Origin of the sequence: Microvirga aerophila (assembly GCF_003332305.1) — a bacterium.
Taxonomy (GTDB): domain Bacteria; phylum Pseudomonadota; class Alphaproteobacteria; order Rhizobiales; family Beijerinckiaceae; genus Microvirga; species Microvirga aerophila.
Genome location: NZ_QOIO01000002.1, coordinates 1 through 13,414, shown reverse-complemented (window position 1 = coordinate 13,414; position 13,414 = coordinate 1). Strand labels below are relative to the sequence as shown.

Genomic DNA, 13,414 nt, shown 5'->3' with positions numbered 1-13,414 from the left:
GGCGGCCAATAACAGGGCGCCTCTTGTGCTTTCTCTTGCTGCCGCCTTAGAGGTCAGTCAATAAATTCCGCGTAGCATGATCGGAAAGATCCGGCGGCCGGCGCGCAATCCTGCGGCTCTGTGCTGGCGGCAATAACCATCGTTCCTTGGGGATACCGACGTTCCATGGCTCACGCAGGCGACACGGCAAAGGGCTCGACGATCGACCGTTCCGACCGGCCGGGCCATATCGGGTTCGTTCTGCTCCTGGCCAGCGTCCTGGTCGGTGCGATCCTGAGCCTGCGTTTTCTCGGCAGCGATCAGGCGCAGCCGTTGATCCTGGGGCTGCTGGCGTTCTTCGCCATGGCGGGCGTGTTCTTCCTCTTCGCCATGGCCATCGGCTTCATCCAGTTCGCCGGCCAGACCACGCGCAACGACATTACGAAGGTCATGTCTGACACGTCGGGCGAAGGCCTTGTGGTGATCGAGGACGACGGCCGCGTGGTCTACGCGAACGAGACCTACTTGTCCTTGTCGGGCTCGAACCCGGGCGACGTTCGGGCGGTCGAGCGCCTCTTCACGGGCGCGCCGGAAGTGTCCGAGGCGATCTATCGTCTGGCCCAGGCGGCCCGTGAGCACCGCACCGGCACCGAGGAGATCCGCCTTTCGCCGTCTCTGGACGGGTCGCAGGAATTCGGCTGGTACCGCGTCCGCGTGCGCCCCTTGGCCCGGCCCGGCAGCCGGCAGGCCACCTTGTGGACCATCGCCGACGTGACCCACGAGCGGGAGCGGCAGGAAAACGTCTTCCAGGAACTGCAGCACGCCATCGACTACCTCGACCACGCGCCAGCGGGCTTCCTGTCCATCGACCCCAACGGGTCGATCATCTATCTGAATGCCACCCTGGCGTCCTGGCTCGACTACGACCTCGCGCAGGTGGGATCAGGGGGGCTGGCGCTCGCCGACATCGTGCCGCGCAACGTGGTAGCCATGATGACGTCGTTCTCGGGCGAACCGGGCAGCGTCCGCACGGAGAATTTCGACCTCGACCTGCGCCGCCGCAACGGCCAGTTCCTGCCGGTGCGCCTCTATCACCGCATCGCCTTCGGCCAGGACGGGCGCATGGGCGCATCGCGCACCCTGGTGCTCAACCGTTCGGCCGGCGTCGAAGTGGATGAAGGACAGCGCGCCGCGGAAGTGCGTTTCGCCCGCTTCTTCAACAACACGCCGATCGCCATCGCGACGGTGGGCCGAACCGGCCGCATCATCCAGTCCAATGCTCCCTTCACGAAGCTGTTCGGCACCCTGCCGCGCACCGGTGAGGCCGGCGAGGGGCCATCGATCCTCGGCGCCTTCCGGGACGGGGAGGGCGCTCAGGTCGAGGCGGCTCTCAGGGCGGCGGCGGAGAACAAAGGCGACATCCAGCCCCTCGAGCTGCACACAGCGGGAGAGAATGGCGGCTCCGTCCGGATTTGGGTCACGCCTGTGGGTGACACGGCCTCCGAGGGTGAGACGGCGATCCTCTACGCCCTCGACACCACGGATTTCCGCAAAGTCGAGGAGCAGCTCGCCCAGTCGCAGAAGATGAACGCGGTCGGGCAGCTCGCCGGCGGCGTGGCCCACGACTTCAACAACGTGCTGCAGGCGATCATCGGCTACAGCGATCTTCTGCTCGCCAACCACAGGCCGACGGACCCGTCGTTCCAGGACATCATGCAGATCAAGCAGAACGCCAACCGGGCCGCGAGCCTGGTGCGTCAGCTCCTGGCGTTCTCTCGTCGCCAGACCCTGCGGCCGGAGGTTCTCAACCTCAACGACCGGCTCTACGACCTCTCGATGCTTCTGAAGCGTCTTCTGGGCGAACGCGTAGAGCTCGATCTCACTCACGGCCGCGACCTCTGGTTCGTCAAGGCGGACGTGAATCAGTTCGAGCAGGTGGTGGTCAATCTCGCGGTCAACGCCCGCGACGCCATGCCCAACGGCGGCAAGCTCGCGATCCGCACCGCCAACGTCACGGCCGCCGAGGCGGCGCGCCTGAATGTCAGCGGCATGCCGCCCGCCGACTATGTGGTGGTCGAGGTGACCGACCGGGGCACTGGCATGACGCCGGACGTGCTGGAAAAGATCTTCGAGCCCTTCTTCACCACCAAGGAGGTGGGCAAGGGCACCGGTCTTGGCCTGTCGACGGTCTTCGGCATCGTCAAGCAGTCGGGTGGCTTCATCGATGTCGATTCGAAGGTCGGGCAGGGCACGACCTTCCGAATCTACCTGCCGCGGCATGTGCCGGATGTGCAGGAGGAGAAGCCGGAGGAGGCCAAGGCCGAGGCCGTCAAGAAGCCCACCGCCGACATGACCGGTCAGGGCACTATCCTGCTGGTGGAGGACGAGGATCCGGTGCGGGCCGTCAATGCCCGGGCGCTGACCGCCCGCGGCTACACGGTGCTCGAGGCAGCCTCCGGGGTCGAGGCGCTTCAGATCATCGAGGAGCGGGGAGCACCCGTGGATCTCGTGGTCTCGGATGTGGTCATGCCCGAGATGGATGGGCCGACTCTGCTGGGCGAGCTGCGCAAGCTCTACCCCGACCTGAAGGTCATTTTCGTGTCCGGATATGCCGAGGATGCCTTTAGAAAAAATCTCCCCGAAGGCGAGCAGTTCAACTTCCTGCCCAAGCCCTTCAGCCTGCGTCAGCTGGTGGAGATTGTGAAGCAGGTAATCGGACAGTAAAATACTGACAATAATAGACTTTTTTGCCTGCGACACTAAGGCTTAACCAAGGCCTGTGAATATTGTTCCTGAGAACGGAAAAGGAACTTGCATAAGAGAACAAAGAGGGTACATATATCTCCTCAACACCGCGTTGAGATTCAACAGCCCTCCGTGCCATAAGGAACACTGGTCATGTCGCAGTCTTCTCTGAGACTGGTGGAAAGCTCATCAATGGATAAAGATAAGTCGAAAGCTCTCGACGCGGCGCTCTCTCAGATCGAACGCGCCTTCGGCAAGGGCTCGATCATGCGGCTCGGCAAGGGCCAGCAACCGGTAGAAATCGAAACCATCTCGACGGGTTCGCTCGGCCTGGACATCGCTCTTGGCGTCGGCGGCCTGCCGCGCGGGCGCATCATCGAGATCTACGGGCCCGAATCGTCCGGTAAGACGACCCTGGCCCTGCACACGATCGCCGAGGCCCAGAAGAAGGGCGGCGTCTGCGCCTTCGTGGACGCGGAGCACGCGCTCGATCCGATCTATGCGCGCAAGCTCGGCGTCAACCTGGACGATCTCCTGATCTCTCAGCCCGACACGGGCGAGCAGGCTCTCGAAATCGCCGACACGCTGGTCCGCTCCGGCGCGGTCGACGTGCTGGTCATCGACTCGGTGGCGGCCCTGACGCCGAAGGCCGAACTCGATGGCGAGATGGGCGACGTTCAGCCCGGCCTTCAGGCCCGCCTCATGAGCCAGGCCCTGCGCAAGCTCACGGGTTCGATCTCCCGGTCGAACACGATGGTGGTCTTCATCAACCAGATCCGCATGAAGATCGGCGTCATGTACGGCAGCCCCGAGACCACGACGGGCGGCAACGCCCTGAAGTTCTACGCTTCGGTGCGCCTCGACATCCGCCGCGTCTCGACCCTGAAGGATCGCGACGATCCAATCGGCAACTCGGTGCGCGTGAAGGTCGTCAAGAACAAGGTCGCTCCGCCCTTCAAGCAGGTCGAGTTCGACATCATGTTCGGCGAAGGCGTCTCGAAGGTCGGCGAACTCATCGATCTGGGCGTCAAGGCCGGCATCGTTGAGAAGTCCGGCGCCTGGTTCTCCTACGACAGCCAGCGCCTCGGCCAGGGCCGCGAGAACTCCAAGCAGTTCCTGCGCGACAACCCCGAGATCGCCAACAAGATCGAAGGCCTGATCCGCCAGAACGCCGGCCTCCTGGCCGACCGCATCCTGGAGCAGGCGACCCCGACGGCGGAAGACCTCGACGAGGGCAGCGCCGAGTAACGAGTTTTGCTCTCCTTCAAGGGCAAAGAACAGGCCGTCGCGAGGAATCGCGGCGGTCTTTTCATATATGAAGCGTATCGAAATAAAGTTTCATCATCGGAGCGGTTGGTGTAAGAAGTCCCAGCATTGGTGCGTAAGGGCAGGTTATGGGACAGGGGGATCAGACCGCGCGAAAGTCATTGGCCAATGAGGTCGGCACGATCCATTGGGTACTGCCTCTGCCAGGTATCGGCTACGAAACCTATCGTCTGAACCGCTCGATCCTGTCTAAAATGCTGGTTCGTCAGACTTTGTCGTGGCGACTGAAGACTGTCCTGCTGATGGTCTGCCTCTTCGTACTGCCAGTTTCTATGGGCCTGATTTATCTCCAGACCTATGTGTTCATGTACGCTGGAAGCGCCCGCATAGGCGCTGCTTTTCATCTTGGCACCCACGGCTTCGTCATGGCCGGCCTGGGCTGTTTCGCAACACTTTACGGTCTCCTTTACGCTTACTACCGAGCTCACAACCAACGCATCCAACATGTGCTTTTCGGCATGCTCAGTTCCGAGGAGCCCGCACGCGAACTGATCGTCGGAGATTGGGGTCTCCTCGCCGCTACCCCGACTTCGGAGTTGCTGACACTCTGGGAGAAAGCAAGCGCCTTCCGCCGTATCGGAAGCCACTGGGTTCTCATGGCAAAGCCCGCGAGCGTCTTCTGCATTCCGGATTCTGCCCTCAATGCTTACCCCAGCCGCGACGCTTTGATTGCGTTCATCATGGACAAGGTCGAACAGAGCAAATCGGCGGCGGGATAAGCAGGCCGTTCGAGGGCGAGTAGGTCTGGCTAGGCACCTTTGGAGAGAAGGCCCAAAACGCCGCCTCGACAGTTTCAGCCTGGGCGTCTAAAACCGCCCACGAATGAACACCTTTTCGGGCCCTGGCGGCCCTTATCCGAGCACCAGAATCCCATGAGCGGCGTCAACGAAATCCGGTCGACCTTCCTCGATTACTTCGCCAAGAACGGTCACGAGGCCGTCGCGTCGAGTCCTCTCGTGCCGCGCAACGACCCGACCCTGATGTTCACGAATGCCGGCATGGTGCAGTTCAAGAACGTCTTCACGGGCGCCGAGAAGCGACCCTATACCCGGGCGACGACAGCGCAGAAATGCGTCCGCGCCGGCGGCAAGCACAATGATCTCGACAATGTGGGGTATACGGCCCGGCATCACACCTTCTTTGAGATGATGGGCAACTTCTCGTTCGGCGATTACTTCAAGGAAACCGCCATCGAGCTCGCCTGGAACCTGATCACCAAGGAGTACGGCCTGACCAAGGACCGGCTGCTGGTCACCGTCTACCATGACGACGACGAGGCGGCTGATCTGTGGAAGCGGATTGCCGGGTTCTCGGATTCCAAGATTATTCGCATCCCGACCTCGGACAATTTCTGGCAGATGGGCGACACCGGCCCCTGCGGCCCGTGCTCGGAAATCTTCATCGATCAAGGCGAGGCCCTGTGGGGCGGCCCTCCCGGCAGCCCGGACGAGGACGGCGACCGGTTCCTGGAGTTCTGGAACCTCGTCTTCATGCAGTACGAGCAGATCGAGCCGGGCAACCGGATCGCCCTGCCCAAGCCTTCCATCGATACCGGCATGGGCCTCGAGCGCATGTCGGCGATCCTCCAGGGCGTGCATTCGAATTACGACACCGACCTGTTCCGCACCCTGATCGAGGCGGTGGCGCATGCGACCGGCATTGCGCCGGAGGGCGACCGCAAAGCCTCGCACCGAATCATCGCCGATCACCTGCGTGCCTCGTCGTTCTTGGTAGCTGACGGCGTGCTGCCGTCGAACGAGGGCCGTGGCTACGTGCTCCGCCGCATCATGCGCCGTGCCATGCGCCATGCGCAGCTGCTCGGTTCCAAGGATCCGCTGATGTACCGCCTCGTGCCTGCCCTCGTACGGGAGATGGGCCAGGCGTATCCGGAACTGGTCCGGGCCGAGCCGCTGATCACCGAGACCCTGCGCCTCGAGGAAACCCGCTTCCGCAAAACCCTGGAGCGCGGCCTGTCGATCCTCGACGAGGAGACCCGCGCCCTTGAGAAAGGCCAGAACCTCTCGGGCGAGACGGCTTTCACCCTCTACGATACATACGGCTTCCCGCTCGATCTCACGCAGGATGCGTTGAGGTCCCGCGGCATCGGCGTCGACACGGACGCGTTCAAGGCCGCCATGGAGCGCCAGCGCGAGATGGCCCGGGCCGCTTGGTCCGGTTCCGGCGAGGCGGCGACCGAGACCGTGTGGTTCGGCATCAAGGAACGGGTCGGCGCGACTGAGTTCCTCGGCTACGACACCGAGACCGCCGAGGGTGTCGTGCTTGCGCTTCTGAAGGACGGGCAGGAGGTCCAGGAGCTGAATGCCGGCGAGACCGGCCTCGTGATCGTCAACCAGACCCCATTCTATGGCGAGTCCGGCGGTCAAGTCGGCGACACCGGAATCATGAAGGGCGAGGGCGCGCGCCTTCGCGTGACTGGCACGGACAAGAAGCTCGGCGATCTCTTCGTCCACCACGTGACGGTCGAACATGGGACGCTGAAGCTCAATCAGGCGCTCGAACTGCAAGTCGATCACGAACGCCGCTCAGCCGTTCGCTCCAACCATTCGGCTACGCACCTCCTGCACGAGGCGCTGCGTCAGGTGCTGGGCGATCACATCGCTCAGAAAGGTTCGCTCGTCGCACAAGATCGCCTTCGCTTCGACTTCAGCCATCCGAAGCCGATCAACGACGAAGAGCTTCAGGTGGTCGAGGACACGGCAAACGCGGTGCTCCTGCAGAACGAGCCTGTCGTAACCAAGCTCATGGCGGTCGATGAGGCCATCGAGTCGGGAGCGCGTGCGCTGTTTGGCGAAAAATACGGCGACGAGGTGCGTGTCGTGTCCATGGGTAAGGCCGAGGGCAACAAGACCTTCTCGATCGAGCTCTGCGGCGGCACCCATGTCAACCGCACCGGCGATATCGGCCTCATCACCATCGTCAACGAAGGCGCGGTGGCGGCGGGCGTGCGCCGGATCGAGGCCATGACTGGTGAAGCCGCAAGGCGGTACCTGACGGAGGAAAGCCGCAAGTTGCGCCAGATGGCCGGCCTGCTGAAGACCCCCGTTGACGAGGCGGCCGATCGTCTAGCCGCCCTCCTGGAAAGCAACCGCAAGCTCGAGCGCGACCTCTCGGACGCCCGCCGCAAGCTCGCCATGGGCGGTGGTGGGGGCGGCGAGGAGCCGATCCGCGACGTGGGCGGCGTCAAGCTCATGGCGCGCTCGGTGTCCGGCGTCGAGATGAAGGATTTGAAGAGCCTCGCCGACGAGGGCAAGCGCCGCATTGGGTCCGGGGTGGTCGCCATCGTGGGCGTGGCCGAGGATGGCAAGGCCGGCATCGTGGTCGGCGTCACCGAGGACCTGACGCAGAAACTCGACGCGGTTGCGCTCGTGCGCATCGGTTCCGAGAAGCTCGGCGGCAAGGGCGGCGGCGGCCGCCGCGACATGGCCCAGGCGGGCGGTCCCGACGGCGCGCAGGCGGAAGCTGCCCTGGCGGCGATCGAGGCCGCAATGGCGGCGGCTTGAGCAATGCGCCTTCTCCCGCTCCCTTGTAGTTGTCCAGTTTGGGACGGCAGGGAGGGTGGCTGCGTCTCGCAGCCGATTGAGAGACGATGAGGTGAGGCTGTAACAGAGCCTTGCACTTCAACAATGAAGCACAGCGCTCTGACTTGACGACCCCCACCTCCACTTCCTCCCCGCAAAGGGGAGGAGAGATCGTCGACCCACGCTCATTCGACCTCCCGCCGGTAAGGGCCGCCTTGCCTTACCTGATGATCCTCAATTGTGGTCCGGATGCTGGCGCGAGCGCATCCTAGCCAGTTCCTCGGGCGTCGCGCCATCTTCCGTTTTCTCGCCCGGCAACGTGTCCAGGGTCTCGAAGGCGGGAAGCCTGCTTTCAATCCCGTATTGAATCTCAGGCTGCACGCGCCCGGGATCATCGAGGCTGCCGATCGAGACGGTGATGCGGTCGCGCTCGATATATCGGAAGGTCAAAGGCGTGCCGCAATCCCGGCAGAAGCCGCGCTCGACCGCCTCCGAACTCTTGAAGATGCTCAGGCTCCCTTTCGTCCACACAAGGTCCTTCTTCGGCACCCCGGTCAGCGGCGCGAAGTAACTGCCGAAGGCCTTCTGGCACATGCGGCAATGGCAGATGCTGGCGTGCGTCGGCTCCGACATCAGCGCATAGCGAACCGCGCCGCACTGACAGCCGCCGGTCATAACGGGATCAGCTTTTGCTTCGCTCACGTCTGCCTCCATGGAACATTGATGCGTCATTCTATGGGTGGTTCGCGCAAGACGGCAACGCCCTGGCCAAGAAGAGGAAGCTCTCGGCCAGGGCCTCTTCAGTGTTGAAGGTGGAACGTTTGAAGCTACTCCCCAAGGATTTCACCCATTCGACAGGGTTGCATCGCGTCCATGCCGATTGTGAACCAAAGCAGCAAACCGGCGCGCCTGACGTCTAGGCGTATGCACTTGAGCTTCTGAGAGCCGGGCCGAAGAGAGAATTTCCAGATGACGGAAAGCCGACAAAGCTGGGCATCTGAGAGCGCGCGGCACGGGTCACGAGGACGTCGTACTCGTCCTGGGAGATCATCACCATCGGCATGGATGGGATGACCACCCGGGCAAGACCGTGTGTCACCACGATGGCTGTCGTCAGCAGGAGCATATAGGCCAGCAGGATGGGCCATGCGGGCAGGAAGTTGAGCTGGGGGAATGCGCCCAGCACGAGCGGCACATACCACGACGTGGCTGAGATTGACCCTGTTACGAGCAGCAGCGAGCGCTGGCTCGGGGTAATGCCGTCGAACAGGCTGCGACCGATGCGGTTGCGCATCAGCGGCAGAACGGTCCGGTGGATGAACATGCCGTTGAGCGTCAGGACGACCACAATGGCGATCTTGGCCCAGACCTTCTGGTTCGTCAGTTTGACGGGATCGAACAGCGCGTAGTGGATCAGGAATCCGATGCCGGTCACCCAGAGTATCAGAAGGCCAAGCGTCACGATCTTCGAGGCAAAGTCGACGACGTTGCAGTATTCCTTGCTCACCTTGCCCAAGATCATGAAGCGGACGATGAACAGGTCCAGCAACGTGGCCGCACCGACACCAAGAAGGAGGCCAAAAAGATGAGCTGCGATCAGGCTCGACTTCAATGTTGCGATTGGGTCGGCTGAAAGCCTTTCCACGAGCACCAATAAATTCATGTATCTTCCCCTTCTTCCCTTATTGGATTGGCTGGGAACCTGTTCACAGAAAGTGACCAGAGTTTGAGAGAAAGTGACCAGAAAAAGGTAATTAATAGAATTATTGCCTTAGCCGTAAGAAGTTTTTCACTACCAAATAGGCCATAGTGGTAATACCTTGGTAGTATATATAATAAATAAATCAATACTATTTACTTAATACGATTTTTAAAAGTTATCTTACTTTGGTTGTCATCTGTATCTATTAATTCAAGCCATATTCATAAGGGCTTAAGGGGTCATCGTCGAAGTGACTCTGGTGCGAAAACGCTATACTACGGTAGCTGACCCATAGAAAAACCTCGTCGCCTCAGGGCTGATCTGTCTGCCCACGGATTGGAAGCGCGCGACGCGCCTCATTCCGGTTAAGAAAAACCTTGATCGACCCACCGCCGTTGACGCGAGAGCCAATCCTTTGACCCAACACTTCGCAACTGGGTCATGGCCCAAAGGGGCAACGCGCTTGATTAAGAGAATGGTCGTGTTTCGCCGAAACGGCATCGAGTGCCGTCGTTTAGGGTCGCTTCCGATCAGGACGGCTGGGCAGCTCACGGTAGCGCTGGTTGAAGCCCTTGCGCTATGTGGGGCACCCTTGCCCAAGGTGCTTCGCTGGATGTGCCTCGCGGATGCGAGGCACGGCTTTCACACAAGCCCAGGCTTCAGCGTTTGAAGATGCCCTTCAAAAACTGGGCGACCTTATTGTGCTTTTTCTTGCGCTCCACATCGGCCTGGCTTTTGACCCAGGCAACCTGAACGACCCGACGCTCACCGACAAAAGGCCTGTGGCCATGCCAGGAATTATCCGAGCGTAGAAAGGCGAACATGGTGCCCATGGTGGGAGGCACCTCGACCGCATAGGGCTCGTACTTCTTGTCGTCGTAAAGAACCCGCAGCCTGCCTCCGTCATCCTGCTGCCAGTCGTCGTTCATATAAACCAGCATGGTCATGATCTTCGAAGGGCCATCGGTATGGATTGCACCGTATTTAGGCTGCGAGCGCTTCATGATGGTCGTCAGCCGTGGGAACTGGTGGAGATCCCGGCCGAACTTGGAGGATAGCTCCTCGGTCAGCTCAGGCCCTTCGAGCTCGTCGATGAGAGCCTTGAAACGACCATGGAGATCGACTTCGTCGACGGTCAAGTAGCCCGGCTTAGCGATCGACGGGAAGTCCCGCCGCACGTCGGCAATGGCATCGGCTCGCAGAAAGTCGGACCCAAGAATAAAATCGTATGGGGTCTTGGAGTATTTCGCATCTCGCACAGCTTTGAGATCGATAATGTCCATGGGAGAAGCACCCAGCTCGAGCCGAATAATCGGTTGCATCGTTAGACTGCGGTAGCGGAGGGTTACATTCGTGGCCGAATGAGGCCAATCCCTCTTGTGGATAGTAAGAGCCACAACGCTTCCATGGAAAGCCGGCCGTCCGGCCATTCCTTCCGCTGGTCGGGACCCCTCGCATATGGAAAAAGCCCGGCATCGAGCCGGGCTTTCTCATCAGTCGCAATTGAAGCAGGCTGGCCTTAGGCCGCCATGGCCTTCTTGAGGTTCTCGTCGATCTTGTCGAGGAAGCCGGTGGTGGAGAGCCATTTCTGCTCAGCGCCGACCAGGAGCGCCAGGTCCTTGGTCATGTAGCCGGATTCCACCGTGTCGACGCACACCTTCTCGAGAGTTGCGGCGAAGCGCGCCAGTTCGGCATTGTCGTCGAGCTTCGCCCGGTGGGCGAGGCCACGGGTCCAGGCGAAGATCGACGCGATCGAGTTGGTCGAGGTCTCCTTGCCCTTCTGGTGCTCGCGATAGTGGCGCGTCACCGTGCCGTGGGCGGCTTCCGCCTCCACGGTTTTGCCGTCCGGCGTCATCAGCACCGAGGTCATCAGGCCCAGCGAGCCGAAGCCCTGCGCCACGGTGTCGGATTGCACGTCGCCGTCGTAGTTTTTGCACGCCCACACATAGCCGCCCGACCACTTCAGGGCCGAGGCCACCATGTCGTCGATCAGCCGGTGCTCGTAGATGATGCCGAGCGCGTCGAACTTCTGCTTGAACTCGGTCTGGTAAACTTCCTCGAAGATGTCCTTGAAGCGTCCGTCATAGGCCTTGAGGATGGTGTTCTTGGTCGACAGGTAGACCGGGTACTTGCGGTTCAGGCCGTAGTTGAGCGACGCGCGGGCGAAGTCGCGGATCGATTCGTCGAGGTTGTACATGGCCATGGCCACGCCCGCCTCGGGGAACTTGAACACTTCCTTCTCGATGACGGTGCCGTCATCGCCCTCGAACTTGATCGTCAGGCGGCCCTTGCCGGGCACCTTGAAGTCGGTAGCCTTGTACTGGTCGCCGAAGGCATGGCGGCCGACGATGATCGGCTGGGTCCAGCCCGGTACGAGACGCGGCACGTTCTTGCAGATGATCGGCTCGCGGAAGATCACGCCGCCCAAGATGTTGCGGATCGTGCCGTTGGGTGACTTCCACATCTCCTTCAGGCCGAATTCCTGCACGCGGCCCTCGTCGGCCGTGATGGTGGCGCATTTGACGCCGACGCCATGTTCGCGGATGGCGTGCGCCGCATCGACCGTGACCTGGTCGTTGGTGGCGTCGCGGTTCTCGATCGACAGGTCATAGTACTTGAGGTCGATGTCGAGATAGGGGTGGATCAGCTTGTCCTTGATGAAGTGCCAAATGATGCGGGTCATCTCGTCGCCGTCGAGTTCGACGACCGGGTTGGCTACCTTGATCTTCGCCATGATCTCACCTTAACGCTCTGGAGCGGGAAACACCTGCCGGATGGCAGAATTGCTGCCGCGCCTATAGCGCGACTGGAGCCACGGGGGAAGGTGGGACTTTAGCATCGGCTCCAAAAGCGGAAGCCACTTTTGAAATGCTCTATGATGCTCAATTCAAACAGGCGCAACCGGAGCGGAAAAACGAGTCCACTTTTCGCCAATGCGGGCCTTCAGTTTCGCACGACGCGCTAGGCTGACTTCAGGCGATTTTTGGCTGCTGCCCAGCATTTTGCGGGCTTGACGCAGGGTGGAGCACTAAAAAGCGAACTGGCAGTGGCTGCCATACTCCCGATATCACGTGCGCCGGAACACCTTGTGTCCACGATATAGTGTCCTGCCGACCAGAATCCTCTAGGCACCCATTTTGCAATAATGTAATAACATTATTGCATATCCGGCTATCCCATGAGGGAAATCCGCTCTGGAGCCGTCGCCGGTGTGAGGCAACACATAAACTAACAGGGACACACATGCGTCTTGCAATCGTCATCGGGGCCGCGGCTCTCGTTCTCGCAGGCTGCCAGACCGCCGAGCAATCCATGGTCAATGCGGAATCCGTCTGCATGGAGACTGGCCTGAAGCCCAGCTCAAGGCAGTACCAGCGCTGCGTCAATGCTGGTTACCGCAACAACGTCGCGCAGTCGAACGCCGCCAACCAGGCGGCCGCCGGCGCAGCCGTCGGCGTCATCGGCGTGCGGTGATCGGCGCAGCTGCGGCGCGTCCAAGTTATTACTGCGGCTGGGGCGGCTGCTGGTAAGCGCGAACGCGCGATCCACGTTAAGAGCTGGCTCGGGAAATTTAGACAGTGGGATCAGTGGAGTTTCTGCCTGATTGCGGCCAGAATGGCTGCCGAACAGGAGAAACGATGAGCAAGAGACCGCGCCGGAACCACTCTCCGGCCTTCAAGGCCAAAGTGGCCTTTGCCGCTGTGAAGGGAGAGAAGACCCTGACCGAGTTGGCCCAGCAGTTCGATGTCCATCCCAACCAGATCACCCAGTGGAAGGCGCAGCTCCTCGGCGGGGCGGCCAACGTGTTCGGGGCCGAGAAGGCTGCAGCCGCAAACCCATCCGTGGATGTGAAGACGCTGCATGCCAAGATCGGCGAGCTGACCCTGGCCAATGATTTTTTAGAACACGCGCTCGGCAAAGCCGGAGTGTGGCCGAGCGCAAAGCGATGATCGACCGCTCGCATGCCCTGCCGCTGATCCGGCAGGCCGAGGCACTCGGGATCAGCCGGGGCAGCCTTTACTATCGCCCGCAGCCCGTCTCAGCAGCTGACCTGGTTCTGATGCGGCGGATGGACGAGTTGCATCTGGAGTTTCCGTTCGCAGGTAGCCGAATGCTGCGCGAT

General features: G+C 61.2%; 9 protein-coding genes and 1 pseudogene. 6 read left to right on the top strand and 4 right to left on the bottom strand.

Features of this window, described 5'->3' with window-relative positions:
- The first annotated feature begins 165 nt into the window (after positions 1 to 165).
- From cckA to alaS, 4 genes are all read left to right on the top strand, one after another.
- The gene (gene cckA / locus DRB19_RS01330) at positions 166 to 2,703 is read left to right on the top strand and encodes a cell cycle histidine kinase CckA (RefSeq protein WP_114184228.1); all 2,538 of its coding nucleotides are present in this window, start codon (positions 166 to 168) and stop codon (positions 2,701 to 2,703) included.
- Between the two features lie 174 nt (positions 2,704 to 2,877).
- The gene (gene recA, locus DRB19_RS01325) at positions 2,878 to 3,972 is read left to right on the top strand and encodes a recombinase RecA (protein ID WP_114184227.1); all 1,095 of its coding nucleotides are present in this window, start codon (positions 2,878 to 2,880) and stop codon (positions 3,970 to 3,972) included.
- A 146-nt stretch (positions 3,973 to 4,118) separates the two neighbouring features.
- A complete protein-coding gene (locus tag DRB19_RS01320; RefSeq protein ID WP_114184226.1) occupies positions 4,119 to 4,769 on the top strand; it encodes a hypothetical protein in 651 nt (216 codons plus the stop codon).
- Between the two features lie 153 nt (positions 4,770 to 4,922).
- Complete coding sequence (gene alaS / locus DRB19_RS01315) at positions 4,923 to 7,571, top strand: alanine--tRNA ligase (RefSeq protein ID WP_114184225.1); 2,649 nt, start codon at positions 4,923 to 4,925, stop codon at positions 7,569 to 7,571.
- Between the two features lie 252 nt (positions 7,572 to 7,823).
- Here alaS and DRB19_RS01310 read toward each other — a convergent pair whose 3' ends face one another.
- From DRB19_RS01310 to DRB19_RS01295, 4 genes are all read right to left on the bottom strand, one after another.
- Positions 7,824 to 8,303 (bottom strand): GFA family protein, encoded by a 480-nt coding sequence (locus DRB19_RS01310; RefSeq protein WP_162815551.1) that lies wholly within the window; start codon positions 8,301 to 8,303, stop codon positions 7,824 to 7,826.
- 202 nt (positions 8,304 to 8,505) lie between these two features.
- Positions 8,506 to 9,252 (bottom strand): hypothetical protein, encoded by a 747-nt coding sequence (locus tag DRB19_RS30680; RefSeq protein WP_174799905.1) that lies wholly within the window; start codon positions 9,250 to 9,252, stop codon positions 8,506 to 8,508.
- Positions 9,253 to 9,950: 698 nt separating this feature from the next.
- Positions 9,951 to 10,574, bottom strand: coding sequence for a 2OG-Fe(II) oxygenase (locus tag DRB19_RS01300; protein ID WP_114184223.1), 624 nt, complete (start codon positions 10,572 to 10,574; stop codon positions 9,951 to 9,953).
- Between the two features lie 236 nt (positions 10,575 to 10,810).
- Positions 10,811 to 12,025, bottom strand: coding sequence for an NADP-dependent isocitrate dehydrogenase (locus tag DRB19_RS01295; protein ID WP_114184222.1), 1,215 nt, complete (start codon positions 12,023 to 12,025; stop codon positions 10,811 to 10,813).
- A 509-nt stretch (positions 12,026 to 12,534) separates the two neighbouring features.
- On the opposite strand from DRB19_RS01295, the gene DRB19_RS01290 reads away from it, so the two are divergent.
- Together DRB19_RS01290 and DRB19_RS01285 are read left to right on the top strand one after the other, a co-directional pair.
- Entirely contained in the window at positions 12,535 to 12,765 is a 231-nt protein-coding gene (locus DRB19_RS01290; RefSeq protein ID WP_245439224.1) for a hypothetical protein, read from the top strand.
- Between the two features lie 164 nt (positions 12,766 to 12,929).
- Positions 12,930 to 13,414 (top strand): annotated as a pseudogene (locus DRB19_RS01285) (transposase); the annotation flags it as partial.